At 70.7% G+C, this 17304-nt stretch carries 16 protein-coding genes; 13 read left to right on the top strand and 3 right to left on the bottom strand.

The genetic code is table 11. The features are described 5' to 3' along the window. The first annotated feature begins 167 nt into the window (after positions 1–167). From BM041_RS22250 to BM041_RS22195, 12 genes are all read left to right on the top strand, one after another. Positions 168–1142 carry a Bug family tripartite tricarboxylate transporter substrate binding protein gene (locus BM041_RS22250; protein ID WP_092962110.1) on the top strand — a complete coding sequence of 325 codons (975 nt, stop codon included), beginning with the start codon at positions 168–170 and terminating at the stop codon, positions 1140–1142. Beyond that, a complete protein-coding gene (locus tag BM041_RS22245; protein WP_092962109.1) occupies positions 1139–2011 on the top strand; it encodes an FAS1-like dehydratase domain-containing protein in 873 nt (290 codons plus the stop codon). The genes BM041_RS22250 and BM041_RS22245 overlap by 4 nt, the downstream gene beginning before the upstream one ends. After that, positions 2008–3213 carry a CaiB/BaiF CoA transferase family protein gene (locus tag BM041_RS22240; RefSeq protein WP_092962108.1) on the top strand — a complete coding sequence of 402 codons (1206 nt, stop codon included), beginning with the start codon at positions 2008–2010 and terminating at the stop codon, positions 3211–3213. Before BM041_RS22245 ends, BM041_RS22240 begins: the two co-directional genes overlap by 4 nt. After that, the gene (locus tag BM041_RS22235; RefSeq protein WP_092962107.1) at positions 3210–4073 is read left to right on the top strand and encodes an HpcH/HpaI aldolase/citrate lyase family protein; all 864 of its coding nucleotides are present in this window, start codon (positions 3210–3212) and stop codon (positions 4071–4073) included. Before BM041_RS22240 ends, BM041_RS22235 begins: the two co-directional genes overlap by 4 nt. 365 nt (positions 4074–4438) lie before the next feature. Beyond that, positions 4439–5419: a Bug family tripartite tricarboxylate transporter substrate binding protein gene (locus BM041_RS22230; RefSeq protein WP_175534091.1), complete on the top strand. Its 981-nt coding sequence runs from the start codon at positions 4439–4441 to the stop codon at positions 5417–5419. Between the two features lie 13 nt (positions 5420–5432). After that, positions 5433–7136 (top strand): gamma-glutamyltransferase family protein, encoded by a 1704-nt coding sequence (locus BM041_RS22225; protein ID WP_092962105.1) that lies wholly within the window; start codon positions 5433–5435, stop codon positions 7134–7136. Positions 7137–7169: 33 nt separating this feature from the next. Beyond that, entirely contained in the window at positions 7170–8072 is a 903-nt protein-coding gene (locus BM041_RS22220; protein ID WP_217648810.1) for a polysaccharide deacetylase family protein, read from the top strand. A gap of 20 nt (positions 8073–8092) precedes the next feature. Further along, entirely contained in the window at positions 8093–9094 is a 1002-nt protein-coding gene (locus BM041_RS22215; RefSeq protein ID WP_092962252.1) for an LLM class flavin-dependent oxidoreductase, read from the top strand. Between the two features lie 78 nt (positions 9095–9172). Next, the gene (locus BM041_RS22210; RefSeq protein WP_217648809.1) at positions 9173–10510 is read left to right on the top strand and encodes a GDSL-type esterase/lipase family protein; all 1338 of its coding nucleotides are present in this window, start codon (positions 9173–9175) and stop codon (positions 10508–10510) included. 56 nt (positions 10511–10566) lie between these two features. Further along, on the top strand, positions 10567–11706 hold the full coding sequence (locus BM041_RS22205; protein ID WP_092962104.1) for a 2-aminoethylphosphonate--pyruvate transaminase: 1140 nt from the start codon (positions 10567–10569) through the stop codon (positions 11704–11706). A gap of 118 nt (positions 11707–11824) precedes the next feature. Next, positions 11825–12841: a family 16 glycosylhydrolase gene (locus tag BM041_RS22200; protein ID WP_175534090.1), complete on the top strand. Its 1017-nt coding sequence runs from the start codon at positions 11825–11827 to the stop codon at positions 12839–12841. A 178-nt stretch (positions 12842–13019) separates the two neighbouring features. Beyond that, positions 13020–14321, top strand: a complete 1302-nt coding sequence (locus BM041_RS22195; protein ID WP_217648808.1) for a glycosyltransferase family 4 protein — start codon at positions 13020–13022, stop codon at positions 14319–14321. Positions 14322–14498: 177 nt separating this feature from the next. Here BM041_RS22195 and BM041_RS22190 read toward each other — a convergent pair whose 3' ends face one another. From BM041_RS22190 to BM041_RS22180, 3 genes are all read right to left on the bottom strand, one after another. Beyond that, positions 14499–14918: a Fic/DOC family protein gene (locus BM041_RS22190; protein WP_217648807.1), complete on the bottom strand. Its 420-nt coding sequence runs from the start codon at positions 14916–14918 to the stop codon at positions 14499–14501. Between the two features lie 167 nt (positions 14919–15085). Then, positions 15086–15484 (bottom strand): DUF2188 domain-containing protein, encoded by a 399-nt coding sequence (locus BM041_RS22185; protein ID WP_217648806.1) that lies wholly within the window; start codon positions 15482–15484, stop codon positions 15086–15088. A gap of 60 nt (positions 15485–15544) precedes the next feature. Further along, positions 15545–16792, bottom strand: a complete 1248-nt coding sequence (locus BM041_RS22180) for an NAD(P)/FAD-dependent oxidoreductase (protein WP_175534088.1) — start codon at positions 16790–16792, stop codon at positions 15545–15547. Positions 16793–17091: 299 nt separating this feature from the next. On the opposite strand from BM041_RS22180, the gene BM041_RS31525 reads away from it, so the two are divergent. Then, the coding region (locus BM041_RS31525) for a helix-turn-helix domain-containing protein (protein WP_245762224.1) at positions 17092–17304 on the top strand (213 nt) is incomplete at its 3' end.

Here is a 17304-nt window from a genome sequence, read left to right as displayed (position 1 = left end):
GGCGGCGCGGCCGATGCTGGTTGCATCGGCAAGCCGACCAACGCGGCAGGGACGGAAAAGCACCGCGGAGCCGACCCGTCCGGTATCGTCAAACGGTCGCCAGGGGGGGTGCGCGGCGCGCCGTCCTGGGCCTAGGCTTCCTCCAACAAGACAGGAGGAAGCGAAGCATGGTCCTGATCGGACGGCGCGCCGCGCTCGGCGCCGCGATCACAATGGCCGCGCCGCGCCTGGCGCTCGCCGCCTGGCCGGAGCGGCCCATCCGCCTGGTCATCCCCTATGGCGGCGGCGGGCAGACCGACGTCGTCTCCCGCCTGATCGGGGAGGCGATCGCCCAGCGCCTCGGCACCCCCGTCCTGGCCGACAACCGCCCGGGGGCGGCCGGCAATTTCGCCGCCGAGATCGTCAGCCGCGCCCCCGCCGATGGCTACACGATGATGGTGGGCTCGACCGGCCCGCTCGGCGGCGTGAACGCGGTGCTCTATCGCACGCTGAGCTATGACTGGCAGCGCGACTTCGCGCCGATCGGGCTCTTCACCACCGCGCAGAACGTGATCCTGGTGCACAACAGCCTGCCCGTGCGGAACCTGGCGGAGTTCATCGCCTATGCGAAGGCCAATCCCGGCCGGATCAACTACGCCTCCTCCGGCGTCGGCGCGACCACGCATCTCTCCATGGAATTGCTGTCGGAGAAGGCGGGGATCGAGATGGTGCACGTCCCCTACCGGCAATCCACCCAGGGCATGACGGACTTGCTGGCAGGCCGCGTGCAGGCGCGCAGCCTCGGCCTGCCGGAAGCCGAACCCGTGAAGGGCAACGCCGCCATCCGCGCGCTGGCCGTCACCGGCACGCAGCGCAACCCGCAATGGCCCGATGTGCCGACGGTGGCCGAGACCCTGCCGGGCTACGAGGCCGTGAACGCCTTCGGCCTCGCCGTCCCCGCCCGCACGCCGCCGGAGGTCGTCACCCGCATGAACGCCGCGCTGAACGACGCGCTGCGCACCGACTCGGTGCGGGAGAGTTTCCTCCGCGTCGGCGCCGATCCCGCCGCGCCCAACACGCCGGAGGAATTCGGCGCCTTCCTGCGCCAGCGGGGCGAAATCTGGTCCGCGCTGGTCCGCCGCCTGAGGCTCGTCGCGGAATGAGCGCCGCCGAGGATGTCGCCGCCGCGATGCCGGAACTGACCGGCTGGATCGGCCGCAAGCGCGTGGTGGAGGAGCGCATCGCGCTGGCCGCCGTGCGCCGCATCGCCGGCACCTTCGACCTGGACCCGGATGCGTTCCAGGAGGGCAGCGAAATCCCCTCCCACTGGTTCAACCTGTTCTTCAGCGACGTGGCGCGGCATTCCGCCATCGGCCCGGACGGCCATCCGCGGAAGGGCGAGTTCCTGCCGCCCATCCCGCTGCCTCGCCGCATGGGTGCCGGGCGGCGCGTGCGCATCCATGGCGCGCTCCGCGTCGGCGATGATGCGAGCAAGACGGTGGAGGTCGCCGCCATCGCGCCCAAGGCGGCGCGCAGCGGCACCATCGTGGTCCTGACCATGCGCCACACCATCACGGCGCGCGGCGCGATCCTGGTCGTGGATGAGTTCGACGCGATCTACCGGGAAGCCGTCCCGCCCGGCGCCGCGAGCACCACCACCGCACCCATGCCCGCGCCGCCCGGCGCCGCCTGGTCGGATTCCACGCTGCTCGATCCCGTGCAGGTCTTCCGCTACGGCGCCATCACCTGGAACGCCCATCGCATCCACTACGACGCCGACTACACGCGCAGCGCGGAGGGCTATCCCGGCGTGGTGATGAATGGCGGGTTGACCATGCACCTGCTGCTGGATTCCGCGCTGAAGCGCGCGCCCGGTCCCCTCCGGTCCTTCTCCGCCCGCCTCATGCGCCCCTTGTTCGTCGGCGACACCGCGCGCTTCGAAGGCGCGGTCGAGGGCACCACCATTCGCGCCTGGGTCGCCGACAAGGATGGCCACCAGGCCGCCGAGATGGTCGTGGAGTGCGACGCATGAGCGGCGGGCCGCTGGAGGGCATCCGAGTCATCGACCTCACCTCCGTCGTCGTGGGGCCGATCTGCACGCGGATGCTGGCCGACCAGGGCGCCGACGTCATCAAGGTGGAACCGCCGGAGGGTGACATCCTCCGCCGCCTGGCGCAGGGCAGCCGCAACCCCGGCATGTCCGGCAAGTTCATCCAGTTCAACCGCAACAAGCGCTCCATCTGCCTGGACCTGAAGCAGGAAGACGGCATGGCGGCGATGCGGAAGCTGCTGGAGACGGCGGATGTCTTCGTCAGCAATGTCCGCCCCAACGCGCTGGAACGCCTCGGCCTCGATCCCGCGACGCTCGCCGCGCTCAACCCGCGCCTCATCCATGTTGGCATCCTCGCCTTCGGCAGCGAGGGTCGCTACGCCAACCGCCCGGCCTATGACCCGGTGATCCAGTCGCTCTCCGGCGTCGCCGCCACCTTCCACCGCGCCACGGGCGAGCCCCGCTTCGTGCCCATGGTGATGACGGACCACGTCACCGGCCTGATCGCCGCGCAATGCATCGGCTTCGCCCTGTTCCGCCGCGAGCGCACCGGCAAGGGAGAGGCGATCGAGGTGCCGATGTTCGAGAACATGGCAAGCTTCGTCATGAGCGAGCACATGGGCGCCGCCACCTTCGACCCGCCCACCGGCCCCTCCGGCGACAACCGCCTGCTGAGCCCGGACTACCGCCCCCTGCCGACGAAGGACGGCTTCATCACCATCGGCCCGAACACCGATGCCCAGGCCTTCGGATTCTTCGACGCCATCGGCCAGCCCGAACTCAAGCAGGACCCGCGCCTGTCCAGCGCCAGCGCCCGCACCGCCAACGCGCCCTACTACTTCTCCATCCGCAAGGCGGCCATGGCGCAGCGCACCACCGATGAATGGCTCGCCATCCTCGGCCCCCGCGACATCCCCTGCGCCCGCTACAACACCTTCGAGGACCTGATGGCCGACCCGCATCTGGCCGATGTGGGTTTCTTCGAATCCGAAACCCACCCGACCGAAGGCGCACTCCGCCGCACCCGCATCCCCAACCGCTTCAGCGGCGGCATGCGCGACGACAAGCTGCCCGCCCCCCAGCTCGGCGCCCAGACGCGGGAACTCCTCGCGCAACTCGGCTACGACACGACCCAGATCGCCCGGATGATGGAAGCCGGCGCCGCGAAAGCACCGACACCATGACCCCCAACTGGCGCTCCCTTCTCTTCGTCCCCGCCACCGCCGAACGCTTCATCGCCAAGGCGCATACCCGCGGCGCCGACGCGATCATCCTCGACCTGGAAGACAGCATCCCGCCCGATTCCAAGGACGCCGCCCGCAACGCCCTCGCCGCCGCCGCGCCGCGCGTCTCCCAATCCGGCGCCGACGTCATCGTCCGCATCAACCGGCCGCTGGAACTCGCCCTGCCCGACATCGCCGCCGCCATCGCCGCCGGCGCCACGGGCCTGATCCTGCCCAAGGTGATGGGGCCGGAACATATCCGCCTGCTGTCGGAAGTCGTCGCCACGCGCGAAGCCGCCCACAACATCCCGATCGGCCGCACGCGTTTCCTGGCGCTGGCCGAGACCGCCGCCTCGCTTCCCCACCTCTACGCCATCGCTGCCGCCGATCCGCGCATGGCGGCCCTCGCCGTCGGCGCCGAGGATTTGGCCACCGAATTCGGCGGCATCCCCTCCGCCGACAGCATGTATGTCTGGGCCATGCACTGCATCGCCGCCGCCCGCAGCGCCAACATCCTGCCCATGGGCTCCCTCGGCGCCCTCGCCCAGATCGACGACCTCGACGCCTACCGCGCCGCGCTCACCCGCGCGAAAAACCTCGGCTTCGCCACCGCCTCCTGCATCCACCCCGCGCATGTGCCGATCATCAACGAGATCTACGGCGCAACCCCCGCCGAACTCGACCGCGCCCGCCGCCTCATCGCCGCCTTCGACGACGCGCTGTCAAAGGGCCTCGGCGCCGTCGCCTTCGAAGGCGCCATGATCGACCTGCCCATCGTGGAACGCGCGAAGCGATTGCTGGCCCGCGCGACGCGGGGGTGAAGGCGGGGCGCGGGTCGCGCTCGTTGCCGCGGAGAGGGGCGCTGCCCCTCTCCGCACCTCTCCCCGCCAGGGTCCAGCGGGACCCTGGACCGCGAGGTTATTGGTAGGTGAAGGGAGGGGCATCGCGCGCGTTCATGTCCGACGCGCGCTCGGTGCCCCTCCCTTCACCGACCAATCTTATGGGTTCCGAGGGGCCGCTGCCCCTCGGCGGGGAAGGGGTTCGGGGAAGGGGCGGAGCCCTTTCCCCGAGGCAACCGGCGCAACCCCGGCGCACACCCCGGCATCACCATGATGCCGGCAGCGATGGTTGCCGCTGCCGGAGGTGCGGGACTAGGGTTGTTGTGTCGAGGGATGAGGCAGTGCCCATGCAGCGGATCGGGGCCATCGCATCGCGCCGGGCGATCCTCGCGGCGGTTTTCCTGCCGGGCATCGCCCGCGCGCAGCCATCCTGGCCCACGCGCCCCGTGCGCATGATCGTGCCGGCGGCGGCGGGGGCGGGGATGGACATCCTCGGCCGCGCCGTCGCGCAGGGGCTGTCGGAGGCCTGGGGCCAGCCGGTGGTGGTGGAGAACCGCTTCGGCGCCGGCGGCACGATCGGGACGGAGGCGCTCGCGAAGGCGCCGCGCGATGGCTACACGATGGGGGTGGTGAATTCGTCGTCGCTGGCCATCGCGCCGGCGATCATCCCGGATGTGCAGTACAATCCGCTGACGAGCTTCGCGCCGCTCGGCCTGGGGGCCAGCAATGATTGCGCGCTGGCCGTGCGGGCGGACAGCCGGTTTCGCAGCGTGGCGGATGTGGTGGCGGCGGCGCGGGCCAGGCCGGGTGCCTTGAACTGGGCCTCCGCCGGCAGCGGGTCCTCCACCCACATGGCGGGCGAGTTGTTCCGCCTGGTGGCGGAGGTGGACATCACGCATGTGCCCTATCGCGGCAGCCCGCAGGCCATCACGGATCTGCTTGGCGGCCAGGTGGAGTTGACCTTCAACACCATCAACGCGCTGCTGCCCGGCATCCGCGCGGGCACCATCCGCGCGCTGGCGACGACGGGGCAGGGCAGGGACCCGCTGCTGCCCGATGTGCCGACCTTTGCGGAGGTCGGCTACCCCGCCTACGAGGCCAGCGGCTGGCTCGGCTTCGCCATGCCCGCGGGCACGCCGCCGGAGGTTCTGGCGATAGCGGCGGAGGCGATCCGCCGCATCACCGAAACCCCGCGCTTCCGCGACATCATGACCCATGCGGGCATGCGCCCGCGTTCCCTCTCCGCGCCCGAATTCGCCGCCTTCCTGCCCGTGGAGATCGCGCGCTGGACGGATGTGGTGAAGCGGTCCGGCGCGCGCCCCGATTGAAGGACCCGCCTCCATGCCGTTGACCAGGCCGACCATCACCGGGACGCGCCATGCCGTCTCCGCGGGCCACTACCTCGCCACCGCGGCGGCCTTCTCGGTGCTGGAGAATGGCGGCAATGCGGTGGATGCCGCCTGTGCGGCGGGCTTCGCGCTGGGCGTGCTGCAGCCGGATATCGTGAGCGTCGCGGGTGTCGCGCCCATCATGATCCGCATGGCGAATGGCCGGACGGAAACCATCGTGGGCCTCGGCCCCTGGCCGGCCTCCATCCCGCCCGACCTGTTTCGGGAGAAGCATGGCGGGAAGATGCCGCCCGGCGTGTTGCGGACGGTGGTGCCGGCCGCGCCGGATGCCTGGATCACCGCGCTGCGGCGGCATGGCACGATGTCCTTTTCCGACATCGCGGGCTTCGCCTGGCGCTTCGCGTCGGAAGGCTTCGCCGTCTACGAATTGCTCGCCACCAGCCTGTCCAAGCGCCAGGCCGATTATGCGCGCTGGGACTACAATGCCGCGATCTTCCACCCCGGCGGCCGCGCGCCGCGCGTGGGGGAGAAATTCGTCCAGGCCGACCTCGCGCGCTCCATCGCCTACATGATGGAGGAGGAGAAGGCCGCCATCGGCAGGGGGCGCGATGCCGGGCTGGAAGCCGCCCGCGCCGCCTTCTACGAGGGCGACCTGGCGCGGGAGATCACCACCTTCCAGGCGCGGGAGGGCGGGTTCCTGACCATGGAGGACATGGCCCGCTACCGCAGCCCGATCGAACCCGCGCTCGCGGTCGATTGGCGTGGCCACCGCGTGCTGGGCTGCGGCCCATGGTGCCAGGGCCCGGCGCTGCTGGAGGCGCTGCTGATCGCGGAACGCCACGGGCTGGACGGCCTGGCGCATAACTCGCCCGAGTATCTGCATGTGGTCGCGGAGGCGCTGAAGGGCGCCTTCGCGGATCGCGAATATCATGTGGGCGACCCGAGCTTCGTCGATGTGCCGATCGCCGAGATGCTGTCGGCGCCGCATGTCGCCCGCCGCGCCGCCGCCATCGATCCGGCCCGCGCGCATCCCGGCATGCCGGAACGGCTGATCGGTGTCGGCGCCAATGCCAACCCGCCGGTCTCGGCGGAGGAGGAGCCGCCGGTGGAGGCGGGCACGTCCTATGTCTGCGTCGTGGATCGCTGGGGCAACGCGGTTTCCGCTACGCCGTCCGATGGGTCCTGGACCGGGCCGCTGGTGCCGGGGACGGGGCTGATGGTCTCCGGCCGAGGCTCCCAGAACCGGCCGGACCCGACCCATCCCGCGGGCTATGCGCCGGGCAAGCGGCCGCGCCTCACGCCCAATCCGGCGATGGTCGAGTTGGCGGATGGCGGGATCATGCCCTTCGGGTCGCCGGGCAATGACGTGCAGCCGCAGGCCATGCTCCAGGTGCTGCTGAACATCCTGCATTTCGGCATGGAACCCCAGGCCGCGGTGGAGGCACCGCGCATCGCGACCTATGCCTTCCCATCCTCCTCCTCCCCGCATGACTACTTCCCGGGCCGCCTGTCCCTCGAAGCCCGCATCCCGGCGGAGGTGCGCGACGCCCTGGCCGCACGCGGCCATGTCATCGCCGACTGGCCCGAATGGACCGCGCTGGCGGGCTGCGTGGAGGTGATCCGCACCGACCCCGCCAGCGGGCTGATCGCCGCCGCCGCCGATCCCCGCCGCCCCGCCTACGCCATGGCGATATAGGATGGGGCCTCCCGACTCGCCGGAGCCCGAACCTTGCTGACCGACCCCCGCGACTTCCTCGGCTATGGCCCCAACCCGCCGGATCCGCGCTGGCCGGGGGGTGCGCGTGTCGCCGTCTCCTTCGTCGTGAATGTCGAGGAAGGGGCGGAACTCTCCATCATCGATGGCGATGAGCGGAACGAGGCGGTCTATGAGGTGACGGATGAGGTGAAGGGCGGCCCCGATCCCTGCCGCGACACCCATTTCGAATACGGCACGCGCGTGGGCTACCACCGCATCATGCGGGTGCTGGACGCGCATGGCGCGCCCTCCACCCTGAATGCCTGCGGCCGCGCGATCGAGCGTTCGCCCTGGCTCGCCCAGGATGCCGTGGCGCGGGGGCATGAGGTCGCCTGCCATGGCTGGCGCTGGGAACGCCACGCCGGGATGGAGGAAGCGCATGAGCGCGCCACCATCGCCCGCGCCGTCGCCGCCATCCGCGACGCCTGCGGCACGGCGCCGCTGGGCTGGCACACCAGGTCAGCGCCATCGGCCAATACCCGCCGCCTGCTGCTGGACCATGGCGGGTTCCTCTATGACAGCGATGCCTATAGCGACGACCTGCCCTTCTTCACGCGGGTCGGCACCACGCGGCATCTGGTGCTGCCCTACAGCTTCGACACCAACGACATGCATTTCCACCAGGGCAGCCAGCGCTTCACCACCGCCGCGCATTTCACGGAATATTGCGTCGATGCCTATGATGCCTTGTGGGCGGAAGGCGCGGAGCATCCGCGGATGCTCTCCATCGGGCTGCATCTGCGCATGATCGGCCGCGCCGGCCGCATCGCGGGGCTGGACCGGCTGCTGCGCCACATGCGGGACAAGGGCGGCGCCTGGTTCGCGCGGCGCGACAGCATCGCCCGCCACTGGCTCTCCCGCTTCCCCGAGGCCTGACGACACCCCATATGCCGCGCATGGCACAGCTTTCCGTCCTCGACCTCTCCCCGATCCCCGAAGGCGCTCGCGCCGGTGATGCGCTGCGCAATTCCGCCTCGCTCGCCCAGCACGCCGAACGCCACGGCTACACCCGCTACTGGATGGCGGAGCACCACAACATGGTGGGCATCGCCAGCGCCGCGACGGCGGTGGCGCTGGCCCATGTCGGCGCGGCGACGCGCACGATCCGCATCGGCGCGGGCGGCATCATGCTGCCGAACCACGCGCCGCTGATGGTGGCGGAACAATTCGGCACGCTGGCCGCGCTGCATCCCGGCCGCATCGACCTCGGCCTCGGCCGCGCGCCTGGGTCGGGCCAGTTGGCGGCCCGCGCGCTGCGCCGCAACCTCGATGGCGATGTCGAGGATTTTCCACGCGACGTCATCGAATTGCTGAACTACTTCAAGCCGGCCGAGCCCGGCCAGCGCCTGGTCGCCGTGCCCGGGGAGGGGGAGGCCGTGGAGGCCTGGATCCTCGGCTCCTCCACCTATGGCGCGCAATTGGCGGCCATGCTCGGCCTTCCCTACGCCTTCGCCTCCCATTTCGCGCCCGGGCAGATGATGGATGCGGTGGCGATCTATCGCGATCGCTTCCGCCCCTCCGACCGGCTCGCGAAGCCGCATGTCATGCTCGGCGTGAACGTCTTCGCGGCGGAGACGGATGCGGAGGCGCGGCTGCTGTTCACCTCCTTGCAGCAGGCTTTCCTCAATCTCCGCCGCGGCACGCCGGGCAAGCTGCCGCCGCCGAAGGCCGATCTGATGCTGGACCCACAGGCGCAGGCGATGCTGTCGCATTCGCTCTCCTGCTCCATCGTCGGCGGGCCGGACACGGTGAAACGCGGCCTGGCCGAGTTCATCGCCCGCACCGGCGCGGATGAGTTGATGGTGACGGCGCAGATCCATGACCACCAGGCGCGGCTGCGATCCTTCGCCATCCTGGCGGAGGTGGCGCGCGAAATGCCTCATTCCCTGGCCGCGTGATGCGTTGAACAGGCTGGCAGCGCGTGCCAGCCTTTCTCCAGCCGCCGGGGCCAAATTGGCGGCGTTGGAGGAAGCACCATGGTTGAATTCCGCATGCCGCGCCGCGCGGTGGGCGCCCTGATGGCCGCCGCCGCGGCGACCCCGGCCCTGGCGCAGACCGCCGCGCCGGGCCGCTGGGCGACCAGCTGGGCGGCCTCCGTCCAGGGGCCCTATCCCGTGGGCAATCCCTCGGCCCAGCCCAACCAGTCCTTCGCCTTCCCGACGCCGGCCGAGGGCGCGCGCGACCAGTCGCTGCGCATGATCGTCCGTCCCACCGTCTGGGGGCCGCAGGCGCGCTTCCGCTTCTCCAACGCGCTCGGCACCAGGCCGCTGACGCTGGATGGCGTCTTCGTGGGGTTGCAGCATGGCGGCGCCGCCGTGATGCCCGGTACCAGCCAGGCCGTGCGCTTCGGCGGCCAGGCTTCCATCACCATCGCCCCCGGCCACGATGCCTGGAGCGACGCCGTCGCGCTGCCCTTCGCATCCGATCCGGCATCCCCCCTTCTGGCGGGCCGGAAGCTGGCTGTGTCCTTCCATGTCGCGGGCAGCAGCGGGCCGATGACCTGGCACGCCAAGGCGCTCCAGACCTCCTACGCCACCGCGCCGGGCGCCGGCGCGCGCGGCGCGGAGGAGACGGATGCGGCCTTCCCGCATCCGACCGCCTCCTGGTTCTTCCTCGATGCCGTGGACATGATGATGCCGGCGGCGACGCCCGTGATCGTCTGCTTCGGCGACAGCATCACGGATGGCACCGCCAGCACGATGAATGGCGATGACCGCTGGCCGGATGTGCTGCAGCGCCGCCTGCACGCCGCCCAGCCGAACCGCGTCGCCGTGGTGAATGCCGGCATCGGCGGCAACCAGGTGGTCGGCCCCGCGCAATACACGCCCGCCACACCTTTCCCGGGCGGCCCCTCCGCGCTGGCGCGGCTGGATCGCGATGTCATCACCCTGTCGGGCGTCACGCATCTGATCTGGCTGGAGGGCACCAACGACTTCTCCCGCAACGGCAATGCCTCCGCCCAGGCGGTGATGGACGGCATGCGCCGCGGCGTGGCGACGCTGAAGGAGAAGCTGCCCGGCATCCGCGTGATCGGCGCCACCCTCACTTCCGCCCTCGGCAGCACCAGCGCCGCGCATGGCTTCGCGGAGCAGGATGAGAAGCGGCGCGCCCTCAACAGCTTCATCCGGACGTCAGGCGTGTTCGACGGCTTCGTCGATTTCGATGGCCCGACCCTCGATTCCGCCACCGGCCAGATGAAGGTGGAATTCGTGCCGGACAGCACGACGGGCGGCCCCGGCGACAAGCTGCACCCGAACCGCGCCGGCTATGTCGCGATGGCGGGCAACATCGATATCGCGGCGTTGCGCCTGTAACCCGTTGCCCCCGCCGCCCGGCATGGCACCATGCGCGGGCGGCGGAAGGGGCATCCATGGACCAGATCGACCAGGCGCGGATCGAGGACGAGCCCCTGCTGCTCACCCCCGGTCCCGTCACGCTCTCGGCCCGCGTCAAGCGCGCCATGCTGCATGACTACGCCTCCGGCGAGGCCGTGATGCAGGAGACCATCGCCTGGTCGCGGCGATACCTGCTGGACCTGTGCAACGCGCAGGGGACCCACACCGCGATTCCGCTGGTGGGCAGCGGAACCTCGGGCACGGAGGCCGCCATCGGCACCTTCGTGCCCCCCAACGGCAAGCTGCTGATCCACACCAACGGCGTCTATGGCGACCGCCTGGTGGAGATCGCGCGCCGCATCCGCACCCCCTACACCAGCTTCCGCACCGCCCCCTACACGCCGCCGACGGCCGAGCAGTTCGCGGCCGCGATCGCCGCCGACCCGGGCATCACCCATGTGATGGTCGTGCATTGCGAGACCTCGACCGGCATCCTGAACCCGATCGAGTCCATCGCCGCGGTGTGCCGCCGCGCCGGCAAGGGCCTGCTGATCGATGCGGTGGCGAGCTTCGGCGCCTTCATGCTGGACGCGAAGGCGCTGTCCTTCGATGCCGTCATCTGTTCCGCCAACAAGGGGCTCCAGGCGCCGCCGGGCCTCGCCTGGATCATCGCGAAGAAATCCGCGCTGGAGGAGGCGAAGGGCAATGCCCACAGCCTCACGCTCGACCTCTGGGACCAGAACCAGCACATGGACCGCACGGGCATGTTCCGCTTCACCCCCGCGACCCATCTGCTGCTGGGCTTCGCGGAGGCGCTGCGCGAACACGCCGGGGAGGGCGGCATCGCCGGCCGGCATGACCGCTACCGCCGCAGCTGGCGCCGCCTGGTGGATGGCATGCGCCAGATGGGGTTTCGCACGCTGCTGGAGGATGAGGTCGCATCCCCCATCGTCACGACCTTCCACGAACCGCTCGACCCCGCCTATTCCTTCAAGGCGCTGTACGAAGGCATGAAGCGCCGCGGCTTCATCATCTTCCCCGGCCGCCTGGCCGCGGCGAACACCTTCCGCATCGCCTGCATCGGCGTGGTGACGGAAGACGATATCGGCCGCGCGCTGGATGCGCTGGAGGCGACGATGCGGGAGATGGGCGTCGCCGGCATGGGAAGGATCTGACGGCGGACCGGTTCCCGCGCGAAGCGACGCGAGCGCGCCGTATTCGCGCGGCGGGCGTGGCGGCGGGGAAACCTTGGCGTCGCTGGCCGTTCCTGTGCGTGAGCCAGGGAGACCACCCATGTCCGCCACCACGACCCCCGCCTACTACCAGCCCTTCTTCGACAGTTTCGATGCGGGCAGCGTCAACTTCCCCGATACCTGGAACGTGGACACCTCCATCCCCGGCCAGGTGACGCTCCATTCGCCGGAATACTACCTGACCTCCGGCATGATGGAGGCGACGGGGCGGGCCGATATGGGCCATGGCTACGGCACCTACACGATCAACGCGATGCTGGAGGGCATCTATCCCGGCTCCGCCATCATGCTCTGGAACGCGCCGAATGAATGGCCGCTGTCGGAGATCGATATCGCGGAGACCTCGGAGGCCGGCGACGGCCAGCAATACGCGGCGCTGCACTGGGACGACAACGGCCAGGACCGCTTCTCCCAGCTTTGGTACGACCCGGCGATCCGCCCTGGTGTCGCGCATACCTACCAGGCGGTCTGGGAACCCGACCGCATCACGATGAAGGTGGATGGCGTGACGCAGGCGGTCTTCACCGTCGCGGTGCCGAAGGACTTTGCCGATGGCGGCTGGAACCACGTCTTCGCCTTCTACAACAACAAGCCCGAGACGTCGCTGACCGTCCATGACGTGAAGTACGAACCGCTCGGCTCCAGCACCCCCGCCACGGCGCCGCCGCCGCCTGCGCCGACGGACCCCGCGCCGGCAGCCGGCGTGGTGGATTGGAACGGCCTCGCCGCCGCGGTGGAGGCGAACTACCTGCTGACCGGCCAGTGGTACATCCCGGAGGGCTGGAACGCCGACGGCACGCGCAGCACCACGACCGCGACGCCCCCGCCGCCATCCGGCACGACACCCCCGCCGCCATCCGGCACGACGCCCGACCCGACTTCGGTGCCGCCCCCCGCCCCGGTGGCCAACGCCGTCGTGGATTGGGAGGGCCTGGCCGCCGAGATGGAGGCGAACCACGCCGTCACCGGCCATTGGTACATCCCGGAAGGCTGGAACGCCGATGGCACCCGCGTCACCCCGGTGACCCCCGACATGACGGGCGCCTGGATCGTCTGATCCCCGCCGGGGAACCCCGGCCCTGCGCTGCGTTTACAGCCCTGTCCCGCCGGTTGAGGCGGGCGGCGCCGGCGCGATGCCTGCGCCGGCGGCCCGGTCCAGCCCCGCCATCCGGCGGGGCCGCCCGGCGGGATGTGCCGGGATCGTCCGGGCCCGGCACATGACGAAAGTGGACCCCATGCTCGATACCACCACGGCGCGGCCTGCGCCTGTTCCGACTGCGGCGCCACCGCCGCGCCGGTCGCTCATCATCGCGGCACCCTGGCCCTATCACCCGGGCTGCGGCATCGGCGGCGGCGTGCTGTGCTTCCAACTGCTCGAACGCCTGGCGGCGCGCTACGCGATCCATTTCATCGCCTTCGACCAGGTGCCCCATGATGCGGAGGGCGGGCGGCGCGCGCTGTCACGCCTCTGCGCCAGCGTCACGCTGCTGCCGGTGCCGGCGGCCTCCGGTGGCCTGGCCGACAAAGGGGGGCAGTTCACCCAGGTGCTGCTGCGCCAGCCGCGGGAGGTCCGCGGCATGGCCAGCCCCGCCATGGCCCGCGCCATCGCCGAGCGTGCGGCGACCACCGATGCCGACGCCGTGCTGCTGCAATTCCCGCAGATGGCGCAATACGCCGGCGATTGCGGCGACCTGCCCGTGGTGATCGATACGCAGGACGTCGCCCTGGTCTCCCGCTTCCGGGAATGGCGCTGCGCGACGGGGCGGGGGCGGCGCCTGGCGCGCCTCGTCGCCTGGCTGGCCTGGCTGCGCTACGAACTGCATTGGTACGCCCGCGCCGATGGCCTGCTGGCGCTGAGCGACAATGACCAGGGCGTGCTGCGGTCCTTCTTCCCCGACACGCCTTGCCTGCTGAGCCCAGTGGCGGCGGAGATCCGCCCCCGCGCGCCGGGCCGCGGCCGGGACGGCTACGCCGCCTTCATCGGCAATTTCGACCACGCGCCGAACCGGGACGCGCTGGAATGGCTGCTGGCCGCCATCTGGCCGGCGGTGCGGCGCGAATTGCCGGAGATGGAACTCCACATCGCAGGCCCCGGCATCCCGGCCTTCGCCGCGGAGCATGTGGCGGCGGGCGTGGTGGTGCGCGGCTTCGTCGAGAGCCTCGATGATTTCTACGGGGATGCGCGGGTGGCGCTGGTGCCCTACCGCTTCGGCGGCGGCACCAAGATCAAGGCGCTGGACGCCATGGCGCGCTTCTGTCCCGTGGTGGCGACGCCGATCGGGGCGGAGGGGCTGGGCGTGACGCCGGGGGTGGAGATGGAGGTCGCCATCGACGCTGCCTCCTTCGCCGCATCGGTGGTGCGCGTCAGCGGTTCGGACGCCCTGGCGACGCGCCTGGCCGAGGCCGCCCAGCAGCACCTGGCGCGCCATTTCTCCTGGGACAGCAAGGTGCGGAGGCTGTCGGCGATGCTGGAGGAGATCGGCGCGGCACGCCGCGCGCGGTCGGGCAGGGTGGTGCGGGAAGGGGTGGGCGGATGAGGGAAGGTGCTCAGTCTTCTTGCGCCATCCGCCGCGCGGCGGATGGCAGGGCCAAGAAATCCCCTGCGGACCCTCGGTCGCCGGCATCCTCGAACAGTCTCTGATCGGGGCCAGGGCAGATCGGTGCCCTTTGCCGCGTAGGGCACGAAAGCCGGGGTCGCCAGGCCAGGCACGCCCTCACGCCATCAGACCTTCGATCACCTTCCGCAATGCCGCTTCATCCCCCGAGAAACTCCGGATCATCGCATCCAGCATCGCGTCCGGCTGCAAGCGCCGCAAATCCATGGGATGCCCCGCCGCCTCCGCCAGCATCGCGAAGAACAGCGTCTGCGTGCGCCCATTGCCCTCCCGGAATGCATGGATGGCATTGAGCTCCGCCAGGAAGCTCGCGCCGGCGCAGGCAAACGCCCCCGCCGCAAGCCCGCGCAGGAAGCCCGTTGCCTTGAGCTTCCCGAAGGTGGTGGTGAGTTGCCCGGGGATGTGTTCGGGGTAGCAGAACCAGGCGCCGTCCTTGCCGGTGCGGATGCGGCGCACCTTGCCGGCCCAGGCGTAGACATCCTGGAACAGGTGCCGATGGACCGCGCAGTAGTGCCGCACGCCGAAGCGGCCTCATGGCAGGCCCTGTTCCGCGCGGAAGGTCGTTGCTTCGGTCTCGAAGGCCTGGAGCCGGTCTGGATCGGTCAAGCCCAGGCGATTCCGCAGGATCGCGGTCCCGGGATAGCAATAGAGGGCGTCGTCCCCCGCATACATCGCCCGGCCCGGGCCTATGCGCCCGCGCCGAAGACCGTCCGCCGCAGCAACCGCCCGTCGCGGCCATGCACCAGCAACTCTCCGCGTCGCGCCTCGGCGGCCTGGCGGCCACGGGCGATCGCCTCTGCCTGGGTTCCGTAGGTGCCGATACCGCTGCCACCTTCCGCCGGGCGCACCGCCCAGCCGCCGGCATGCGGCACCACGTGAACGGCGCCTGGCGCGCTGTGCGCGGCGATGATGGCCACCAGGTGCTCGGCCGGGGATGCGCCGCTGGCATCAAACGCCGCGAACCTGTCGCGCGCCGGCTGACCGAGGCTCAATCCCTCGACAGCCGCGACCTGCGCATAGGCGGCGCGCTCCACCACATAGCCGCGCCTCACGCTGTCCCTGTTGCCATTTTCCATCACGACCATCCATCCCGCCTGACGCGCGAAGCCTGTTCATTACATCGCAAAATCCGAAACGGCGCCCCCTCAAAACCTCTCCGCCGCATACCCCGCCATGTCCAGATTCCCCGGCCGTCCCATGATCTGCGGGGCCAGCATCTCCGCCGTCGGCGCCGATCCGGTCAGCCCCAGATGCCCGTGGCCAAACGCGAACCACAGCCCCTTCACCCGCTGCGCCGGCCCGATCACCGGCACGCTGTCCGGCAGGCACGGCCGGTGGCCCATCCAGAAGTCTTCCGCTTCCTCCAGCCGCGCCTGCGGGAAGACCGCGGCCAGGTCGCCATAGAGCAGCCGCGCCCGTTCCTCGTTCGGCGGCCGCTCCAGCCCGCCGAATTCGACGGTGCCGGCGACGCGCAGCGCACCTTCCATCGGCGTGATGAACACCTTCCGGTCCGCCGGGATCACCGGCCGTTGCAGGGCAAGCCCGGTGTCGGGCAGGTTCACGTGGTAGCCGCGCTGGGTTTCCAGCGGGATGCGGTAGCCCAGCGGCGCAACCAGGCGCGCGGACCAGGCGCCGGCGGCCACGACCACCTCCTCCGCCCGGTGGTGCATGACTTCGCCCTGGGCGCCCGTCACCCGGCCATCCTCCGTCGTCAGCGCCAGCACCCGATCCTGCCGGATCTCGCCGCCCGCCTCCCGGAAGGCCTCCGCCACCGCCCGCGCGTAGCGGGCGGGGGAGGCGCAATGCGTGTGGTCCGGCAGGAAGATGCCGATCTGGTAGGCGGGGCCGATCGAGGGCTCCAGCGCCTCGATCGCGCGGCGGTCGATCTGCCGCACATCGGCCCCATGGGCGCGGCGCATCGCCCAGCTGCCGGCATCCTTCGAAAGCTGCTTCTCGTCCCGGTAGACATAGAGCTGCCCGTTGGCGACCAGCACCTCCGGCACCCCCACCTCCCGCGCCAGGGCCTGGTGCTGTTCGGTGGCCAGGCGCAGCAGCTGGTCCAGCGCCTGGCCGACGCGCGTCACGGTGGCCGGCGTGGCGGCGGCGACGAAGCGGGCCAGCCAGGGCGCGGCGCGCAGCCAATAGCCCGCGGGGATGTGCAGCGGCGCCGCCGGGTCCAGCAGCATCCGCGGCACCGTCTTCAGTACGCCGGGTGTCGCCAGCGGCACGACCGAACTGGTGGAGATCGCCCCCGCATTGCCGAAGCTGGCCCCGCCCTCGCCAGGGGGTTCCGGGTCCACGATCGCGACATCGGCGCCGAGCCGTTGCAGCCGCCAGGCGAGCGCCAGCCCCACGATCCCCGCGCCCACCACCAGAACCCGCTTGCCCGCCATGCACCCACCCCCACGCGATGCCGGGACGGTAGGGCCGGGCAGGGCAGGGGCAAAGCCCCCGGAATTCCCTGGCATCGCGGCTGGTGTTTCTGGTATGTTCCTCGCCGCCATTGCCACAGCTATGCCCGGACAGCCCCTGTCCGGCCCGGCACGCCCGGAAGGGCTCGCGAAAAACGGTGCTAAAGACGGCTAATCGGCATAATCGGCTTATACCAGCGCCCTGAATGGCTGACTCGATGGTGATGTTGGTGCGCTGTCGATGTGTGATTCGCTGCGCCTGAGGGCGGAAGGGGCGGATCATGGCGGTGTCGGTAGACCGGAAGGACCATACGGCGTCGGAGTTGCGACGCCTGGCGGCGGGAAGCCGTGACGCCTCGGCGGCGCGCCGCATGCTGGCCCTGGCACTGGTGCTGGAGGGCGTGCCGCGAGCGGTTGCGGCAGAGACCTGCGGGATGGATCGGCAGACGCTGCGGGACTGGGTTCATCGCTACAATGCCGAAGGCGTTTCCGGT

It is taken from the genome of Falsiroseomonas stagni DSM 19981 (genome assembly GCF_900114315.1).
GTDB classification, from domain to species: Bacteria; Pseudomonadota; Alphaproteobacteria; order Acetobacterales; family Acetobacteraceae; genus Falsiroseomonas; species Falsiroseomonas stagni.
Note: the sequence above shows the minus strand (reverse complement) of the source record. Positions and strands in the feature narration are given on the sequence as shown.

Coding starts and splice junctions, on each gene's coding strand:
- BM041_RS22250 (WP_092962110.1), top strand. CDS start 168: ATGGTCCTGATCGGACGGCGCGCCGCGCTCGGCGCCGCGATCACAATG.
- BM041_RS22195 (WP_217648808.1), top strand. CDS start 13,020: ATGCTCGATACCACCACGGCGCGGCCTGCGCCTGTTCCGACTGCGGCG.
- BM041_RS22210 (WP_217648809.1), top strand. CDS start 9,173: ATGGTTGAATTCCGCATGCCGCGCCGCGCGGTGGGCGCCCTGATGGCC.
- BM041_RS22245 (WP_092962109.1), top strand. CDS start 1,139: ATGAGCGCCGCCGAGGATGTCGCCGCCGCGATGCCGGAACTGACCGGC.
- BM041_RS22215 (WP_092962252.1), top strand. CDS start 8,093: ATGGCACAGCTTTCCGTCCTCGACCTCTCCCCGATCCCCGAAGGCGCT.
- BM041_RS22225 (WP_092962105.1), top strand. CDS start 5,433: ATGCCGTTGACCAGGCCGACCATCACCGGGACGCGCCATGCCGTCTCC.
- BM041_RS22230 (WP_175534091.1), top strand. CDS start 4,439: ATGCAGCGGATCGGGGCCATCGCATCGCGCCGGGCGATCCTCGCGGCG.
- BM041_RS22180 (WP_175534088.1), bottom strand. CDS start 16,792: ATGGCGGGCAAGCGGGTTCTGGTGGTGGGCGCGGGGATCGTGGGGCTG.
- BM041_RS22200 (WP_175534090.1), top strand. CDS start 11,825: ATGTCCGCCACCACGACCCCCGCCTACTACCAGCCCTTCTTCGACAGT.
- BM041_RS22235 (WP_092962107.1), top strand. CDS start 3,210: ATGACCCCCAACTGGCGCTCCCTTCTCTTCGTCCCCGCCACCGCCGAA.
- BM041_RS22240 (WP_092962108.1), top strand. CDS start 2,008: ATGAGCGGCGGGCCGCTGGAGGGCATCCGAGTCATCGACCTCACCTCC.
- BM041_RS22185 (WP_217648806.1), bottom strand. CDS start 15,484: ATGGTCGTGATGGAAAATGGCAACAGGGACAGCGTGAGGCGCGGCTAT.
- BM041_RS22205 (WP_092962104.1), top strand. CDS start 10,567: ATGGACCAGATCGACCAGGCGCGGATCGAGGACGAGCCCCTGCTGCTC.